This is a genomic window from Amycolatopsis sulphurea (assembly GCF_002564045.1).
GTDB lineage: Bacteria > Actinomycetota > Actinomycetes > Mycobacteriales > Pseudonocardiaceae > Amycolatopsis > Amycolatopsis sulphurea.
The window spans coordinates 1,176,137-1,195,114 of record NZ_PDJK01000001.1; the positions used below are offsets into that span (position 1 = coordinate 1,176,137).

Below are 18,978 nucleotides of genomic sequence, written 5' to 3' on the forward strand. Positions count from 1 at the left end.
CCGGAAATGGCTCTTCGGTCAGGTGTTCACCCCCGGTCGGAGGTCCCCGGCGGCGGAGTGGCCGGTGCCTCGTGGCGCGGTCCCGCCGGGCAGGGCCGCGAGCAGTGAGGCGGTGTACTCGTGCCGGGGGTCGAGCAGGACCTGCTCGACGGTGCCGGTCTCGACGAGTTCGCCGTGGTACATCACCGCGACCCGGTCGGCGATGTTCCAGGCGAGGCCGAGGTCGTGGGTGATGACCAGGGCGGCGAGGCCGAGCCGGCGGCGCAGCCGCAGCAGCAGGGCGAGGATCTCGCCGCGCACGGACGCGTCGAGGGAGGCGACGGGTTCGTCGGCGACCAGGACGGCGGGTTGGAGGGCGAGCGCCCCGGCGATGACCACGCGCTGGCGCTGGCCGCCGGACAGCTCGTGCGGGAGCCGGTCGAGGTAGGTGCCCGGCGGCCGTAGTTCGGCGGCTTCGAGGGCGTCGAGCACGATCGTGCGTTCGTCGGGCAGGCCGTGGATGCGGGGTCCTTCGGCGACCGCTTCGTAGACGGTGTGTGCGGGGTTGAGGGCGCTGGCCGGGTCCTGCAGGACGAGCTGGACCTGCCGTCGGTAGGCGCGCAGGGCGCTGCCGCCGGGCGGTACGGGCTCGCCGGCGTAGCGGACGGTGCCGGAGTCGGGGCGTTGCAGGCCGAGCAGGGTGCGGGCGAGGGTGGTCTTGCCGGAGCCGGATTGCCCGACGAGGGCGACGATCTCGTCGCGGTGGACGGCGAGGTCGACTCCGTTGACGGCGTGGATCCGGGTGCCGGTGCGGTCGCGGAAGCTCACGTGCAGGTTCTCCGCGGCGAGCAGGGGCGGCCCGGCCGCGCGGTTGTCCGGTTCGGGTGGCAGCGGGGTGGCGGTCGCCGGGGCGAAGCGGGAGACGGGATCGCCGACGGCCGGGAACGCGGCGGCCAGCGCGCGGCTGTGTTCGTGGCGGGGCGTGGCCATGAGGTCGGCGCTGGGGCGTTCTTCGACGACTTCTCCGTCGTACATCACCGCGATGCGTTCGCAGGTGGAGGCGAGCACGGACAGGTCGTGGCTGATCATGATCAGGCCGATGCCGCGTTCGGCGACGAGTTTCGACAGGACCGACAGCACTTGCGCCTGTACGACGACGTCGAGCGCGGTGGTGGGTTCGTCGGCGATGATCAGCCGGGGTTCGCAGGCCAGGGCCATGGCGATCATCACGCGTTGTTTCTGGCCGCCGGACAGCTCGTGGGGGTAGGCGTTCGCGCGGCCGGGGGGCAGGCCGACTTGGTCGAGCAGCTCGGCGACGCGGGCTTGGAGCTGTGCTTCGGTGGGCTGCGCTCCCCCGGGCGGGTGCAGCCGGATGGGTTCGGCGATCTGGTCGCCGACGCGGCGGACGGGGTTGAGCGCGTGCATCGCGCCTTGGAACACCACTGACGCATCGGCCCAGCGGACCGCGCGCAGCCGTCCCCAGCGCATAGTCCGGACGTCTTCGCCGTCGAGCAGGATTTCGCCGGTGACGCGGGCGGTGCGGGGCAGCAGGCGGAGCACGCTCATCGCGACGGTGGATTTCCCGGAGCCGGACTCCCCCGCGATGCCGAGCGTGCCGCCCGCGTCGAGCCGGAGGCCGACGCCGCGGGCCGCGGGGACCTCGGCCTGGCCGGTGCGGTAGGTGACGCTGACGTCCTTGAGTTCCAGCAGCGGGGTCATTTCCCTCCTTTGAGCCGGGGGTTGAGCACTGTTTCCAGGCCCCGGCCGACGAGGGTGAACATCAGCACGACGAGCACGATGGCGATGCCCGGCGGCAGCAGGTTCCACCAGGCGCCGCGGGTGACGGCGCCGTTGTTGAGCGCGGTCTGCAGCATCCCGCCCCAGGAGATCGCGTTGGGGTCGCCGACGCCGAGGAAGGACAGGGTGGCGTCGGCGATCACCGAGTTGCCGACCACGAGGGTGGTGTTGGCCAGTACGAGGGGCAGCACGCCGGGCAGCACGTGCCGTCCGATCACGTGCCGGTGGCCGCCGCCGAGGGCGCGTGCGCGTTCGATGTAGGGGCGGCTTTCGATGGTGAGGGTCTGGGCGCGGACCAGGCGTGCGGTGCTGGGCCAGGCGGTGACGCCGATGGCGAGCACGATCGTCCACACTCCTTGCGGCAGGACCGCCGACAGGGCGATGGCCAGCACCAGTGAGGGCAGGACCAGGAAGAAGTCGGTGAACCGCAACAGGATCGCCGACACCCAGCCGCCGAAGTGCGCGGCGGTGATCCCGATCAGGGTGCCGATGAAGACGCTGAGCACGGTCGCGGAGAACCCGACGAGCAGCGAGATCCGGGTGCCCCACACGGTCATCAGCAGGACCGAGCGGCCGTCGATGTCGGTGCCGAGCCAGTACTGCCCGTCCGGCGGGCTGAGCGGGCGGCCGGTGGCGCGGGTGACGTCGAGGCCGCCGGCGTCGCTGAGCACCGGGAGCAGCAGCGCGAGCACGACGGTCAGGGTGAGCAGGCAGAGGCCGGTGAGGGCGGCTTTGCGGGTGGCGAATTCGTGCCAGGTGCGGGCGATCCCGGCGCGGCGGCGGCGCCAGGCGATGGCGCGGGGGCTTTCCGCGGCGATTTCGGCGGTCATCCGGTACGCACCCTCGGGTCGAGCACGCGGTAGAGCAGTTCCGCGAGCAGGTTCATCAGCACCACGGCGCCGGCGAGGACCACGAAAACGCCTTGCAGCACGGGCAGATCGGGTCCGTGCAGGGCGTCGTAGGTGAGCTGGCCGAGGCCCGGCCAGCTGAACACCGCCTCCACCGTGACCGCGCCGGAGACCACCATGCCGAACTGCATGAACACCAGCGTCACCGTGGGCAGCAACGCGTTCGGCACCGCGTGGCGGCGGCGCACGAGGTCTTCGCGCAGGCCTTTCGCGCGGGCGGTGACGAGGTAGTCGGCGTTCATTTCGCCGAGCAGCGAGGACCGCATCACCAGCATGTACTGCGCGTAGAACACGGCGAGCAGGGTCAGGCACGGCAGGATCAGGTGGTGCAGCACGTCGAGGGTCTGCGGGAGGAACCCGGGCGCGGCGTCCGGCGAGTGCATGCCGCGGCTGGGGAACAGGCCGCCGGTGGCCACGAGCAGCAGCAGGCCGAGCCAGAACTGCGGGACCGACCAGAGGGTGAGCGCGATCCCGGTCTGCGCGCGGTCGAAGAGGCTGTCGCGGCGCCAGGCCGCGCGGATGCCGAGCCACAGCCCGATCGCGACGGCGAGCACGGTCGCGCTGCCGACGAGCAGGACGGTGGGCCACAGCCGTTCGCCGATCATGTCCAGCACGGGGCGGCGTTCGAGGTAGGACTCGCCGAAGTCGCCCTGGAAGAGGCCGAGGAAGTAGTTCCCGAACTGGGCGAGGATCGGTTTGTCCAGGCCGAGGCGGTCGCGCAGCTCGGCGATCTGGCCGGGGTCGGTGGGCCGGTCGCGGGCCATGAACGCGATCGGGTCGCCGGGCAGCAGCCGGAACAGGAAGAAGCCGAGCACGATCACCAGCACGATGCTCGCCGCCGCCTCGGCGGCCTTGACCGCCACGAACCGCGCCGTGCCCGTCCCGCCGCGCTGCCCGTCCTGCCGGGAGTCCGTGAAGGGGCCCTTCACGGACTCTGAGGCTGTGAAGGGCCCCTTCACAGCCTTTTCGCCGGGGTGTCGTGAGAGATCGGGCATGGCTATTCCCGGTCGTCCATCGGGATCGCGCGGCGGCGGCCGAGCGTGTAGCCGCTGCCGAAGAGCGCGACGGCCGCCACGACGCCGAGCACGATCCAGAGCCCGGTGTTGGCGGCGCTGTCGCCGCTGCGGGCCACGGCCGGGACCGCGCCGTAGACGCCCCAGTAGCCGGTCTGTTCCAGGATCGGGCCGTCGGGCTGGGGTTGCTTCCCGAAGGAGGAGAACCGGTCGGAGCGGTAGGCCTCAAGGGCGTTGTCGTAGTCGAGCACGACGTTGACGGCCTGGCTGGAGAGCCGGGCCTGCGCCCGTTTGACGTAGCCGGCCCGGGCCGCCGGGTCGGTTTCGGCGAGCTGCTGGGCGTAGAGCTGGTCGTATTGGGGGTCGCAGAAGAACGTGTCGGTGGTGCCGCCTTTGCCTTGCGCGTTCGGGCGGGCGGCGCAGGTGTGCAGGGACAGCGCGTAGTCCGGGTCGGGGTTGGTCGCGTAGCCGGAGATCGCGAGGTCGTAGTTGCCGGCGTTGGTGCGATCGTTGAGTTCCTCGTCGGAGACGAGTTCCTGTTTGACCGAGATGCCGATGTCGTGCAGCCAGCCGCTGACGTACTGGGCGACGCGCTGGTCGAATCCGCGGTTGGCGTGCCCGGTCAGGCGCAGTTCGAGGCGGGCGCCGCCGGGCTCGGTACGCAGGCCGTCCCCGCCTTTGCGGTAGCCGGCCGCGTCGAGGGCAGCGTTGGCCTTGGCGAGGTCGAAGCCGCGGGCCTGGTCGGGGGGCGGATCCCAGTGGTAGGCCTGGTAGATCGGCGGGATCACGCCGCCGCCGAGCTGGCCGTAGCCGCCCATCACCTTGTCCACGACGGTCTTCGGGTCGATCGTCTGCGCGATGGCCTGGCGCAGCCGGATGTCCTTGAGCACGGGGTTGCCGTTGCCGATCGGCTGGTTCTGGGCGTTCTGCACGCCGAAGTTCAGGGTGATCTCGTTGTAGCGGCGGCCGGGTGCCTGGTTGGTGGCGATGTCCGGCCGGTCCTTGAGCGCGTCGAACTGGGTCGGGGTGAGCCGGTTGAGCACGTCGACTTCACCCTGTTTGAGCGCGTTCACCGCGGATTCGACGTCCTTGAACACGAGCAGCTGCAGCTCGTCGACCTTCGGCGCGCCACGCCAGTAGCCCTTGTTGGCGGCGAACTTGAGGTACTCGTTCTGCTTGTATTCGGTCAGCCGGTACGGCCCGTCGTCCACGCCGACCACGGGCACGGTGTCGGTCTCGGGGGCGGTGAGGTCCTTGATCGGCGCCCAGATGTGCTCGGGCACGATCGGCACGTCGAGCAGGTCCATGGTGGCCTGCACGGTCTTGGTCCTGATCACCAGCGTGGCGTCGTCCGGCGCGGTGACCGAGGCGAAGTTCGCGACATAGTTGCCGTTGGCGGTGCGGGCGGTCTCGTCGGTGAGCATCCGGTTGAAGGTGAACGCGGGGTCTTTCGCGGTGATGGGCTGCCCGTCGGACCATTTCGCGCCCTGGCGGATCTTGAACGTCCAGGTCAGCTTGTCCGGGGAGATCCGCCAGGATTCCGCGAGGGCGGGTGCGGCCGCGGCCTTCTCCGCGGAAGGGATGGTGAGGAATTCGTAGATGAACCGGCCGACCTGGGTGGAGGCGGCCAGTGACGCGGTGAACGGATTCAGGTGGTCGATCCCGGTGGTCAGCGCGACCCGCAGCACTTTCGGCTGCGCGGGCTCCGGGGCGGGTTGCTGAGCGTGCTGCTGGGCGGCGGCGATCCCGGCCGTCGGCAGCACCCCCAGTGTGCCGACCGCCGCGATCGTGCAAACGCGCCGCACATACCCCATCCGCACTGGCAGATCCCCCCGTCGTCCGGCCCCGACCCCCTGAAGACGAAAAGTAACCACATACCGCGGTAACCCCGCAATATGTGACCGCACCGGTGCGTGTCCGATCGTTATGCGCGGGGACGGGATCACTAGAGTGCGCGCCATGCGGATCCTGATCTCGGCCGATATGGAAGGCGCGACCGGGGTCACCTGGACCGACGATGTCGTTCCGGGGACCTCCCAGTGGCAGCGGCTGCGGACGTTGTTCACTGGCGATGTGAACGCGGTGCTGGCCGGGCTGTTCGCGGCCGGTGCGGAGGACGTGCTGGTCAACGAGGCGCATTCGTCGCAGCGGAACCTGCTGCTGGAGGACCTCGATCCGCGGGCGCGGATGCTGACCGGCCGGCACAAGCCGCTGTCGATGATGCAGGGCGTGGATTCCGGTGTGGACGGTGCCGTGTTCCTCGGTTATCACGCCGGTGCCGGGTTCGACGGCGTGCTGTCGCACACCTATCTGGAGAACCAGATCACCGGCGTGTGGCTGGACGACGTGCCGGCCAGCGAGGGCAGGCTGAATGCGGCGCTGGCCGCCGAGTACGGCGTGCCGGTGCTGCTGGTCAGCGGCGACGATCACACCTGCGAAGACGCCCGCGAGTACGCGCCGGAGGCGGAACTGGTCGCGGTGAAGGAATGCGTGAGCCGGTACGCGGCGATCTGCCTGCCACCGGCGCGGACCGCCGAGCTGCTGACCGCGGGCGCGCGGCAGGCGATGGCGCGGGCCGGGCGGGGCGAGCGGAACCCGGGGCGGCACCGGATCGAGGTGGAGTTCGACGCGAGTCATCTGGCGCAGGCGACCGCGGTGATCCCGACGGTGGAACAGATCGGGGTGCGCCGGGTCGGGTTCGAGGCGCCGAGCATGACCGAGGCGATGAAGGCGTTCAAGGTGGTCACCGCGATCGCCGGGGGCGCGGTGCAGGGCATCTATGGCTGAGAGTGCGCCGGCCGACGTCGTCGGGGTGTGTGCGGACCTGATCCGGTTCGACACCACCAACCACGGCGGCGGGGATGCCGCGGGGGAACGCGAGGCGGCCGAGTACGTGGCGGATTTCCTTGGCCGGTACGGGGTTTCCGCGCGGATCGTGGAGTCCGCGCCGCGCCGGGCGAATGTGCTCGCCCGGATCCCGGGCACCGATCCGGGGCTGCCCGCGCTGCTGGTGCAGGGGCATCTGGACGTGGTGCCCGCGGACGCGGCGGACTGGTCGGTGCCGCCGTTTTCGGGCGAGGTGCGCGACGGGTTCCTGTGGGGCCGCGGCGCGGTGGACATGAAGGATTTCTGCGCGATGGTGCTGGCCGCGGTGGCCGAAGGGCTGCGGCCGCGCCGTGATCTGGTGCTGGCGTTCGTCGCGGACGAGGAGGACCGCGGCGACTTCGGCGCGCATTGGCTGGTGGAGCGACATCCGTCGGTGTTCGAGGGCTGCGCGGCGGCGATCAGCGAGTCCGGCGGCTATTCCTATCCGGTGCCCGCCACCGACGGCCGGACTGTGCGGCTCTACCCGGTCGGCACGGCCGAGCGGGGCACCGCACACCTGCGGCTGTCCGCACGCGGGCGGGCCGGTCACGGGTCCCGGCCCAACGACGAGAACGCGGTCGTCCGGCTGGTCGAGGCGTTGCACCGGATCGCGTCGCATCGCTGGCCGGTGCGGCTGACCCCGGCCGTGCGGGCGTTCGTGGAGCGCACCGGCGACGCGCTCGGCGTGCCGGTGGACCTGTCCTCCGGTGCGGCGGTGGAGGCGACGGTGGCGCGGCTCGGCGTGGCGGGTTCGCTGGTGCTGCCAACGATCCGCACCAGCACCACGCCGACGGTGCTCAACGCCGGCTACAAGGTGAACGTGATCCCGTCGACGGCCACGGCGCAGGTCGACGTGCGGCTGCCGCCCGGCACGGAGGACGAGGTGTTCGCGGTGCTGGACACGCTGCTCGGTCCGGGCGTGACGCGGGAGTTCATCACGCATCAGCCGCCGGTGCAGGCGCCGGTGGACTCGCCGTGGTTCGATGCGATGGCGGCCGCGCTGCGCGCCGAGGATCCGGATGCGATCGTGGTGCCGTATTGCCTTGGCGGCGGAACGGACGCGAAGGCGTTCTCCCGGCTGGGAATCGCGTGTTACGGCTTCGCTCCCCTGGCGCTGCCCGAGGGTTTCCCCTACCGCGCGATGGCGCACGGCGTGGACGAGCGCGTGCCGGTGGACGGACTGCGGTTCGGGCTGCGGGTGCTCAAGCGATTCCTGGAATCCGTTTAGGACGGTGCTCCCGGTGAATGTTGAAGCGCGCGTGAGCGGGGGCGCTAGCGGGCGAATTCCGCCCACCAGAGCTGGTCGTTGCGGATCGGGGTCACGGAGTCCAGGGTGAGCCCGTCGCGGGCGAACGAGTCGAGTTCGGCGCGGTCGAGCAGCCACGGCGGTCCGGTGGGGAGGTCGACCTGTTCGGCGTTGGTAGTGCCGACCAGTAGCCGTCCGCCCGGGGCGACGAATCCGCCGATCGCGGCGATCGCGGCCGGGCGGACGTCCCGCGGCATCGACTGCACGGTGAGGTATTCGAAGACGAGATCGAACGCGTGGAAGTACTCGGCGGGCGGTTCCAGCAGGTCGGCGGTGCGGTAGGAGACGACGGTGTCGGGGAACCGGTTCAGCACCGCTTTGATCGCGCTCGGCGAGACATCGAAGGCCGAGGTCTGGTAACCGGCTTCGGCCAGCAGCTCCGCGTCGTAGCCCATTCCGCAGCCGACGACCAGCGCCCGCGCGCCGCCGCCCGGATGGGTGGCCACCCAGGTGGCGAGGTCCGGCGCCGCCTCGGTCCGCGCCCACGGGAGTACCGCGGCTCCGGCCTCGACATCGGCGTACAGCGGTTCGAACCAGCCGGTCGGGTCACCGGCGGCGAGTGCCTGCCCGGCCCGTGCGCGGGCGTCCTCATCGGGATCGTGCGACATGGATTCCGTTATACCTGCGCGCGACCCCGGCGCTCGCGGACGGGTGAGCACGCCGGGTCGCACATCCGGGTGCAGCAGCCGGGCGCGTCCGGGGTTGTCCGTTTCGAGCCAAGATCCGCGACTGATCTTGACATCGATGTCACGACGGGTTTCGCTTCCGGGGCGCCGGAGCCCCCGAAGCAGGCGCGCCCGTTCCGACGACGTGGGAGCACCGATGCCCCGAAGTGCGAGATCCTTGTCTGCCGTGCTGGCCGCGGCTGTGGTGGCGGCGGGGCTGGCCGCGCTGCCCGGGGCCGGTCCGGCCGTGGCGGCGGAGGCCGCGCCACCGGATTTCACTTCTTCGTTCGAGCCCGGTGATCCGCAGCCCGCGCAGGACAGCGTGGACACCGATGCGGCCGGAAAGCCGCGCGCCGCGGGGGTCACCGGCGACACGGTGATCAGCGCGAGCAGCGAGAACGCCGGTGCCGGTGAGGTCGCGGCCAATCTGGTCGACGGCAAGACCGCGACGAAGTGGCTCGCTCCCGCGCCGGCGGCCTGGGCGCAGGTGTCGCTGACCGCGCCGGGCACGATCACGCATTACGCGCTCACCTCGGCCAACGACTTCGCCGGCCGCGACCCGCAGGACTGGACGCTGCAGGGCAGCACCGACGGAACGCACTGGACTCAGCTGGACAAGCGGACCGGTCAGACGTTCGACGACCGCTTCCAGCGCAAGGATTACCAGCTCGCCGCCCCGAGCGCGGGCTATCGCTTCTACCGGCTCGACATCACCCGCAACCACGGCGACAACGCAGTGCAGCTGTCCGAGCTGGAGCTGGGCGGGGCGACCCCGGCGACGGTGCCGTACATGCGCAGCTTCACCGATTCCGGCCCGTCGGGCGGGTACACGAACAAGGACGGCGTCGGGTTCACCGGCAAGCAGGCCTTCCACTACGCGGGCACCCAGGCCGCCGGGCACGGCTACTCCTACAACAAGCTGTTCGACGTACAGATCCCGGTGACCGCGTCGACGGAGCTGTCCTACAAGGTGCAGCCGCAGTTCGTCGAGGGTGATCTGAAGTACCCGAGCACGAACGTGGCGCTGGATCTGGACTTCACCGATGGAACGCACCTGCGTGATCTGGGTGCGACCGACCAGTACGGGTTCGGGTTGAGCCCGCAGGGGCAGGGCGCGAGCAAGGTGCTGTACGCCAATCAGTGGAATCTGGTGCGCGCGGCGATCGGCCGGGTGGCGGCGGGCAGGACCATCTCCCGGGTCGTGCTCGGCTACGACAACCCGAGTGGGCCGGCCACGTTCGGCGGCTGGCTGGACGACGTGAAGATCTCCGCCACGCCGGTGCCGCCCGCCAGTACCCGGCCCAGCGACAATGTGCTGACCACTCGCGGCACGATGGCGAACGGGACGTTCTCCCGGGGCAACAACTTCCCGGCGACCGCGGTGCCACACGGGTTCAACTTCTGGACCCCGGTGACCGACGCCGGTTCGGCGAGCTGGCTGTACAACTACCACTCGCAGAACAACGCGGACAACCTGCCGTCGCTGCAGGCGTTCGCGGTGAGCCACGAGCCGAGCCCGTGGATGGGTGACCGGCAGACCTTCCAGGTGATGCCCTCGGCCATGGCGGGCGTGCCGGACGCGGACCGGAGCAAGCGCGCGCTGACGTTCACCCACGACAGTGAGGTCGCGCGGGCGCACTACTACGGGGTCACCTTCCAGAACGGGATCAAGACCGAGATCGCACCCGCCGACCACGCGGCGATGATGCGGTTCTCGTTCCCCGGCAACGATTCCAGCCTGATCTTCGACAACGTGACCACCGCCGGCGGGCTCACCCTCGACGCCGCGAACAGCACGCTGAGCGGGTACTCCGACGTCAAGAGCGGGCTGTCCGCGGGCGCCGGGCGGATGTTCGTCTACGCCACATTCGACAAACCGGTCCGCGCCGGCGGCAAGCTGACCGGGCAGGGCCGCGACAACGTCACCGGGTACCTGCGGTTCGACGCGAGCGCGGACAAGACCGTGACGATGCGGGTCGCGACCTCGCTGATCAGCGTGGATCAGGCGAAGAAGAACCTCGCGCAGGAGATCGCCCCGACCGCGACGTTCGATGCGGTGCGCGGGGCGGCGCAGCAGGCGTGGGACAAGCAGCTCGGCGTGATCGAGGTGCAGGGCGCGTCGAAGGACCAGCTGGAAACCTTGTACTCCAACCTGTATCGGCTGTTCCTGTACCCGAACGAGGGTGCCGAGAACACCGGCACCGCGCGGGCGCCGAAGTACCGGTACGCGAGCCCGGTGGCGGCCAAGACCGGGCAGGACACGCCCACCCAGACCGGGGCGAAGGTCGTCGACGGCCAGATCTATGTGAACAACGGCTTCTGGGACACCTATCGCACGACCTGGCCGGCGTATTCGCTGCTGACACCGGACATGGCGGGCAAGATGGCGGACGGTTTCGTGCAGCAGTACCGCGACAGCGGGTGGATCGCACGGTGGTCCTCCCCCGGCTACGCGGACCTGATGACCGGCACGAGTTCCGACGTCGCGTTCTCCGACGCCTACCTCAAGGGCGTCTCGAACTTCGACGTGAAATCGGCCTATGACGCGGCGCTGAAGAACGCGACCGTGACGCCGCCGAATTCCGCGGTCGGCCGTAAAGGATTGGACCAGTCGATCTTCCTCGGCTACACGCCGAACTCGACCGGTGAGGGCTTCTCCTGGGCGATCGAGGGCTACGTGAACGACTTCGGCATCGCGAACCTGTCGAAGAAGCTCTACGACCAGGCGGCGGACAGCGATCCGCGCAAGGCCGAGTACCTGGAGAACCACCGGTACTTCACCAGCCGCGCGCAGCAGTACGTACATCTGTTCGACCCGAGTACCGGGTTCTTCCAGGGCAAGGACGCCACCGGCAAGTTCACCAAGCCGAAGGACCAGTACGACCCGCGGGCCTGGGGCGGGGACTACACCGAGACCGACGGCTGGAACATGGCGTTCACCGTGCCGCAGGACGGGCAGGGGCTGGCGAACCTCTACGGCGGCAAGGACAAGCTGGCCGCGAAGCTGGACCGGTTCTTCGCCGAGCCGGAGACCGCGACCTTCCCGGGCGGCTACGGCGGCGTGATCCACGAGATGCGTGAGGCGCGGGACGTGCGAATGGGCCAGTACGGCCACTCGAACCAGCCCTCGCACCACCTGCTCTACATGTACGACTACGCGGGCAAGCCGTCGAAGACGCAGGCCAAGGTGCGGGAGGCGTTGTCGCGGCTCTACACCGGCGGCGAACTGGGCCAGGGCTACGCCGGTGACGAGGACAACGGCGAGATGTCCGCGTGGTACGTCTTCGGGGCGCTGGGCTTCTACCCGTTGCAGATGGGCAGCCCGAACTACGCGATCGGCTCGCCGCTGTTCACCAAGGCGACCGTGCACCTGCCCGGCGGGGACCTGGTGATCAACGCGCCGAAGAACTCCGCGAAGAACGTCTACGTCCAGGGCCTCAAGGTCAACGGCAAGAACTGGACCTCCACGTCGCTGCCGCAGGACGCAATCGCCCACGGCGGGACGCTCGACTTCGACATGGGCCCGGCCCCATCGAAGTGGGGCACTGGCCCGGACGACGCCCCGAAGTCGATCACCACCGGCGACGCGGCGCCCGATCCCCTGCACGACGAGACCACCCCCGGCGCACTGTCCGCTTCGGACGGTTCCGACGTGTCGGCGCTGGTGGACAACACCTCCCGCACCCAGGCGAAGGTGACCGGCGCGGTGCAGTACCAGCTGAAGTCCACCGACGAGGCGGTCACCGACTACACGCTGACCTCCGGCACCGGCGCAGGCGATCCGAAGAGCTGGGTGCTCAAAGGCTCCTACGACGGCAAGACCTGGGCGGTCGCCGATCAGCAGACCGGCCAGAGCTTCCCGTGGCGGCAGCAGACCAGGGCGTTCCAGGTGAAGAACCCGGCGCACTACGCCTACTACCGGCTCGAAGTCACCGAGACCACCGGCGGTACCGCGTCCCTGTCGGAGCTGGAACTGCTGGGCCGCCCGGACGCGTCGTGCACGAAGACGCTGACCGGCGCGCAACGCGGCCCGCTGACCGTGTCGAGCGGAGTCGTGTGCCTCAACGGCGCCACCGTTTCCGGCCCGGTCACGGTGGCGCGCGGCGCGTCCCTGGTGGTGCGCGGCGGCGCACTTGACGGCCCCGTCTCCGCGACCGGCGCGGCGCAGGTCGTGCTCAACCGCACGAAGGTGAACGCCCCGGTGGCGATCACCGGGACGACCGGAACGACGTCGGTCGAGCTGACCGACATTTCCGGCCCGGTCACCCTCACCGGCAACGCCGGCCCGGCGCTCACCAGCAGTACCGTCCGCGGACCGCTGGCCTGCGCTGGCAACTCGCCCGCCCCGACCGATCATGCCCTCGGCAACACTGTTCACGGCCCTTCCGCCGGGCAGTGCGCGAGGTTCTGATCCCGCGGGTGAGCGGGTGAAGGGCGGTCCCCGTGCAGGGTCCCGGCAAAGTTGGCCGGGGACCCGTGTTCAGCAGAGTGAGCCGTGGCGGCCGCGTCATCATCGGCGGTGCCTACGCGACCACCTCGTGGTGTGCGCCGGACCTGTCTCGGGTCTGTGAAGGGGCCCTTCACAGACCTCAGCAGCCTGCGCAGGGCACCTCACACCGACTTTGCCGACACCCCGCGGTCCCCGTGCGTGGGGCCGCCCTTCACGCATCTCCGGGCACGCTCCTATGGTCCAGCAGCCGATCTATCTGGATGAAAGCGGAGTGAGCCTGAACACGGTCATCACTGCGGCCGGGACGGGGCTGGTGGACGGCTTCGGCATGAAGGTGACACGCATCGGCGGGCTGATGCGGATGCGCGCCTTCCGGGACCTCTGCGACGCCCGGAACCTGCCGCACACCAGCGACGACGCCTACGGCGGGGACGTGATCGCCGCCGCCTGCGTCCACCTGGGCGTCACGATCCGGCCCGACCTGAATGAAGGCGCCTGGATCGCGGCCCCCTCATCGAGGGCTACTACGGCCCGAAGGCCGGCCCCCATGTCGAGGGCGGCCACATCACCTTGCCGGAAGGCCCCGGACTGGGCGTGACACCGGACAAGGACCTCTTCGGCGATCCCGTCGCCAGCTTCTGACCTTGATGGAGCGGGCGGGTCGAGGTTGGTGCCGTAGCCACCAGCAACGGTAGGTGTCACGCTCGCGCAGCGATTACCGTGGGACAGGTGATCAGCACCGGGTTCTTCTCCTCGTTCGAAGCGGGCGATCCGCAACCGGTCGATCACGGAGCGTGTGTGGATCACGGGCCGTCGTACTCACCCACCGCGAAGACCGGCGTCGGGTTCACCGGTCTGCGGGCGTTGCACTACTCGGCGCGCCCACGAACCGTCCTGTTCGAGGTGGACGTCCCGGTGACTGTCCACAGTGCACTGACGTATGTGGTCTTCCCGGCCTCCGACGGGCCGATCCCCAGCTACCGCAGCACGTACGCGGCTCTCGACGTCGAGTTCGATGACGGAAGCAGCGCCGGGTTCACCGCTGCCGCTCAGGGCGAAGCGAAGACGCTGTACGTCGACCAGTGGAACCTCGTCCGACGCCCGCTCGGCGCATACGCAGGGCGACGGGTGCGGCGGATCGTTCTGCTCGTCGACCCGCTCGGCGACGGCGACGTGACCGGGTGGCTCGACGACGTCCGCCTCGCCGACCATGCGTACACGCCCAAAGAGCCCGTCGACCACGTACGCACCACCCGCGGCACTCATTCGAGCGGCACGTTCTCCCGCGGCAACACCTTCCCGGCGACCGCAGTCCCGCACGGGTTCAACTTCTGGACCCCGATCACCGACGCCCGCGCACTGAACTGGATCTACTCCTACCACCGCCACAACGACGCCGAGAACCGGCCACGGCTGCAGGCCCTCGGCGTCAGCCACCAGCCCAGCCCATGGATGGGCGACCGCCACACCTTCCACCTGATGCCCGGCACCGGCCCCGTCGAACCCCACCCCACCCGCCGCGCGCTCGCGTTCACCCACGACGACGAAACCGACCGCCCCTACCACTACGGCGTGCGATTCCGCACCGGAATCACCGCCGACCTCGCCCCGTCCGACCACGCCGCCCTGGTCCGCTTCACCTTCCCCGACAACCGCGGCTGGGTGCTGTTCGACAACGCCCGCAACCGCGGCGGCCTCCGCGTACACCCGGACACCGGCGTAGTCACCGGCCACACCTGGATCCGCAGCCGCCTCTCCGCCGGCGCCCGCCGCATGTACGTGTACGCCGAAGCCGACCAACAACCCACCGGCGGCACCCGCATCCGCCGCCCGTTCTGGCGGACCGTGACCGGCTACCTGGAATTCGCCGAACCCGAAGTGACGCTGCGAATCGCAACCTCACTGATCAGCCTCGCCCAAGCAAAACGGAACCTCGAACTCGAAATCCCGGCCGGCACCACCTTCGACGACGTACGCACCCGCGCCCGCGACCAATGGCAGGACGTCCTCAACCGCGTCGACCTCGAAGGCGCCGCAGAACACGAACTCACCACCTTCTACTCCTGCCTCTACCGACTGTTCCTCTACCCCAACCGCGCCCACGAGAACACCCCACGCGGCACACGCCACGCCAGCCCCGTCGTACGCAGCCTCCGCCCCAGCACACGACGACGAACCGGCGCGAAAGTCGTCGACGGCGAGCTGTACGTCAACAACGGCTTCTGGGACACCTACCGCACCACCTGGCCCGCGTACGCACTCCTCGCACCACAACAATGCGGCCGGATGATCGACGGCTTCGTCCAGCAATACCGCGAAGGCGGCTGGATCGCACGCTGGTCCTCCCCCGGCTACGCCGACCTCATGACCGGCACCAGCTCCGACGCCGCCTTCGCCGACGCGTACCTCAAAGGCGTCCGAAACTTCGACATCGAAGCCGCGTACGAGGCCGCACTCAAGAACGCCACCGTCGCTCCACCCCGACGCAGCGTCGGACGCAAAGGACTCGACCGTTCGCCCTTCCTCGGCTACACCCCCACCACCGTCCGAGAAGGACTCTCCTGGGCACTCGAAGGCTGCCTGAACGACCACGCCCTCGCCAACCTCTCCGACGCCCTCGCCCACGAAGCCACCGGAGACCGCGCACGCCGTTACGCCGACAACGCCACCTACCTCCGCCAACGCGCCCAGCACTACGTACACCACTTCGACCCACGCATCGGCTTCTTCCAAGGCCGCACCCCCGAAGGCACACCGCACTACCCCGCCGAAGGCTACGACCCCGAAACCTGGGGCGACGACTTCGTCGAGACCAACGCCTGGAACACCGCCTTCTCCGCACCACACGACGGCCCCGGCCTCACCGCCCTCCACGGCGGCCCCCACCGCCTCGAAGCGAAACTCGACGAATTCTTCCGCACCCCCGAGACCGGACACGGCGGCCGCATCCACGAAATGACCGAAGCCCGCGACGTCCGCATGGGCCAATACGGCCACTCCAACCAGCCCTCACACCACATCCCGTTCATCTACGCCTACGCCGGCGCACCGGCCAAACTGCAACGCACCGTCCGCGAAGTCCTCCGCCGCCTCTACCTCGGCAGCGAACTCGGCCAGGGCTACCCCGGAGACGAAGACAACGGCGAAATGTCCGCCTGGTACGTCTTCACCGCCCTCGGCCTCTACCCCCTCACCATCGGCAGCCCGCACTACATCGCGTGCGCGCCACTGTTCCGCACCGCCACCGTGCACCTCGACAACGGAAAAGACCTGGTGATCCGCGCACCCCACGCCGGCACCGACACCCCGTACGTACACGCCCTCACCATCAACGGCCAACCCCACGCCACAGCCACCCTCAACCACACCACCCTCACCAACGGCGCCGTACTCGAATTCGACCTCCGCACCCACCCCGGCACCTGGGCAACCGAACCAGCCACCCCCACCCCGCCAACCCCCCTCACCGACCTCACCGGCACCGCACACAGCCCCGACGGCCGAACAGACGCTCTCACCGACAACACCAGCCGTACCGAAGCAACCTTCCGCACCCCAACACCCACCCTCGAATTCACCGTCGACGGCCACCCCCGCGAAGTCGTCCTCTACACCCTCACCTCCGGCCACCAGGGCAGCCACCCCACCGCCTGGACCCTCGAAGGCCGCAACGACCGCCACCACTGGCAAACCCTCGACACCCGCACCGGCGAACACTTCCCCTGGCCCCGCCAAACCCGCCCCTTCACCCTCCCCACCCCCACCGCCTGCCGCCACTACCGGCTACGCATCACCGCCACCAGCGGACACCAAGCCCTCACCCTCGCCCAATGGGAGCTCCTCGCCCGATGACCGGCCACCTCCGCACCATTTTCACCACCTTCACCGACCGCCTCGCCGCAGCCGACCCCGGCCTCTCCCGCCTGCGCCTGGCCACCTCGGCCGTCCTCGGCATCGTCCTCGCCATCGCCGCCCTCACCCCGCTGCACTACCCCCTCACCACCTCCCTCTTCGCCGCCATCGCCGCCATGCTCAGCGCCTTCACCATCAGCGACACCACCACCCGCGGCCAAGCCACCACCCTCGCCCTCGCCGCACCCCTCGGCGCCGCCACCATCACCGCCGCCTGCCTCAGCGCCCTCCACCACCCCCTCGACACCGTCCTCTTCGTCCTGCTCATCTTCGTCGCCGTCCACGTCCAGCGATTCGGCCCCCGCGGCACCGCGCTCGGCTCCATCGCGTTCTTCCTCTTCTTCTTCCCGATGTTCCTGCAAGCCCACCCCACCCAGCTCCCCCAGCTGATCATCGCGCTGCTCACCGGCCTCGCCGCCAACGCCGTCGTCCGCTTCCTCCTCCTGCGCCACAACGCCGAAACCGAACTCATCCGCATCCGCCGCGCCTTCCGCACCCGCGTCGCCGCCGCCGTCCGCGCCACCGAAGCCACCCTCACCCACGGCCGCAGCGACCGCCAGATCCGCACCGCACTCGCCCGCCTCCACGAAACCGTCCTCCTCATCGAGGACAACGCCCCCGACGTCATCGGCCCCCACGAAGCCGACCAGCTCCGCCGCCGCGCCATCGAAGTCGAACTCGCCGTCGGCTGGCTCACCATCACCGCCCGCCGCACCGCCACCCACCCCCTGCCCGCCGACGTCACCGAAGACCTCGTCACCCGCCTCACCCGCTTCCGCTCCCTGATGGAACGCGACCCCCGCGAACTCCCCCTCATCAGCCAAACCGGCGAATACAGCCGCATGCTCGTCGAAGGCAGCCGCATCGACGACCACGCCCGCCCCGGCGACGGCGTCCGCAAAGCACTCGCCGAACTCGCCGTCGCCGACGACCGCGCCCAGCGCATCGCCACCCACGCCACCGAAAACCCCACCCCCGGACAAGACCCCGAACCCGCCAGAATCCTCACCTACGACAACCAGACCCGCAGCGCCATCCAAGCCGTCCTCGGCGGCGGCCTCGCCGTCCTCGCCGGCCAGCTCATCTCCCCCCAACGCTGGTACTGGGCCGTCCTCACCGTCTTCGTCGTGTTCGTCGGCACCTCCAGCACCGGCGCCCGCTTCGTCAAAGGCCTCCGCCGCACCGGCGGCACCCTCCTCGGCATCGTCGGCGGCGTCGCACTCGCCTTCCTGGTCAGCGGCAACACCCCCGCCATCCTCGCCCTCACCGCGGCCTGCGTATTCGGCATGGTCTACACCTCCCGCGTCTCCCAGTTCCTGATGTCCTTCTTCGTCACCGCCATGCTCGGCCTGCTCTACCGCCTGCTCGGCACCTTCAGCATCGAAGTCCTCTGGATCCGCGTCGCCGAAACCGCCGCCGGCGCCGCCTGCGGCCTGCTCGCCGCCGTCATCGTGGTCCCCGTCCGTACCCGCGCCGTCATGCTCGACGACATCGCCACCACCCTCGACGAACTCCGCGAATTCCTCACCTCCGCCGCCGAAGTCATGTCCGGCCGCGAAAACCTCAGCATCATCGAACTGTCCCGCGACCTCGACCGCGCCGTCGAACAGGTCCGCACCACCATCGAACCCCTCACCCACCCCATCAACCTGCGTAGCGCCCGCCGCGACTACGGCTGGCACGTCCTGACCACCCTCGAAGGCATCGCCTTCCGCGCCCGCCACGTCGCCGCCCGCACCCAGCCCGGCCAGCTCACCGGCCCCGACATCGAACGTCTCGACCGCTTCACCGGCCGCATCGGCGCCAACATCGACCGCATCCACGAAGCCCTCACCCACCCCGGCACCGCCGGCCCTGCCCTCGTCCGCGACGACGGCACCCCGGTCTCCGACCGCATCGACGACGCCGAGACCCGCGCCGTGCTCTCCAGCCTCAGCCACCTCGACGAAGGCCTCATCGCCCTCGGCCGCGTCTTCGGCGTCGAAGCCACCGACCCGCCCGTCCACCGCGCGGCCGGAGAGTGACTGGACGCACCCGGACGCCCGGGGCCGGGGAGGCTAGCATCCAGGTACTAGCCAATGTC

Annotated in this window: 11 protein-coding genes; 6 read left to right on the top strand and 5 right to left on the bottom strand. The window is 70.0% G+C overall.

The window, feature by feature from the left end:
• Positions 1-18 precede the first annotated feature (18 nt).
• The 4 genes from nikE to ATK36_RS05355 form a co-directional block, all read right to left on the bottom strand.
• Complete coding sequence (nikE, locus tag ATK36_RS05340; RefSeq protein WP_098510074.1) at positions 19-1,698, bottom strand: nickel ABC transporter ATP-binding protein NikE; 1,680 nt, start codon at positions 1,696-1,698, stop codon at positions 19-21.
• Positions 1,695-2,606 (bottom strand): ABC transporter permease, encoded by a 912-nt coding sequence (locus ATK36_RS05345; RefSeq protein ID WP_098510075.1) that lies wholly within the window; start codon positions 2,604-2,606, stop codon positions 1,695-1,697. Before ATK36_RS05345 ends, nikE begins: the two co-directional genes overlap by 4 nt.
• Positions 2,603-3,613, bottom strand: coding sequence for an ABC transporter permease (locus ATK36_RS05350; RefSeq protein ID WP_098510362.1), 1,011 nt, complete (start codon positions 3,611-3,613; stop codon positions 2,603-2,605). The genes ATK36_RS05345 and ATK36_RS05350 overlap by 4 nt, the downstream gene beginning before the upstream one ends.
• Positions 3,614-3,681: 68 nt before the next feature.
• A complete protein-coding gene (locus ATK36_RS05355; protein ID WP_098510076.1) occupies positions 3,682-5,511 on the bottom strand; it encodes an ABC transporter substrate-binding protein in 1,830 nt (609 codons plus the stop codon).
• A gap of 145 nt (positions 5,512-5,656) precedes the next feature.
• Between ATK36_RS05355 and ATK36_RS05360 the strand changes: the two genes are divergently transcribed.
• Together ATK36_RS05360 and ATK36_RS05365 are read left to right on the top strand one after the other, a co-directional pair.
• Positions 5,657-6,484, top strand: a complete 828-nt coding sequence (locus ATK36_RS05360; protein WP_098510077.1) for a M55 family metallopeptidase — start codon at positions 5,657-5,659, stop codon at positions 6,482-6,484.
• The gene (locus ATK36_RS05365) at positions 6,477-7,790 is read left to right on the top strand and encodes a M20/M25/M40 family metallo-hydrolase (RefSeq protein ID WP_098510078.1); all 1,314 of its coding nucleotides are present in this window, start codon (positions 6,477-6,479) and stop codon (positions 7,788-7,790) included. Before ATK36_RS05360 ends, ATK36_RS05365 begins: the two co-directional genes overlap by 8 nt.
• A gap of 44 nt (positions 7,791-7,834) precedes the next feature.
• On the opposite strand, the gene ATK36_RS05370 is transcribed toward ATK36_RS05365, so the two are convergent.
• Entirely contained in the window at positions 7,835-8,476 is a 642-nt protein-coding gene (locus ATK36_RS05370) for a class I SAM-dependent methyltransferase (protein ID WP_098510079.1), read from the bottom strand.
• A gap of 214 nt (positions 8,477-8,690) precedes the next feature.
• Between ATK36_RS05370 and ATK36_RS05375 the strand changes: the two genes are divergently transcribed.
• From ATK36_RS05375 to ATK36_RS05390, 4 genes are all read left to right on the top strand, one after another.
• Positions 8,691-12,944 (top strand): GH92 family glycosyl hydrolase, encoded by a 4,254-nt coding sequence (locus tag ATK36_RS05375; protein ID WP_098510080.1) that lies wholly within the window; start codon positions 8,691-8,693, stop codon positions 12,942-12,944.
• Positions 12,945-13,218: 274 nt separating this feature from the next.
• Positions 13,219-13,581, top strand: coding sequence for an enolase C-terminal domain-like protein (locus tag ATK36_RS05380; protein ID WP_281259013.1), 363 nt, complete (start codon positions 13,219-13,221; stop codon positions 13,579-13,581).
• Positions 13,582-13,712: 131 nt separating this feature from the next.
• Entirely contained in the window at positions 13,713-16,835 is a 3,123-nt protein-coding gene (locus ATK36_RS05385; RefSeq protein ID WP_098510363.1) for a GH92 family glycosyl hydrolase, read from the top strand.
• Positions 16,832-18,919 (top strand): FUSC family protein, encoded by a 2,088-nt coding sequence (locus tag ATK36_RS05390; protein WP_098510081.1) that lies wholly within the window; start codon positions 16,832-16,834, stop codon positions 18,917-18,919. Before ATK36_RS05385 ends, ATK36_RS05390 begins: the two co-directional genes overlap by 4 nt.
• Positions 18,920-18,978: the final 59 nt, after the last annotated feature.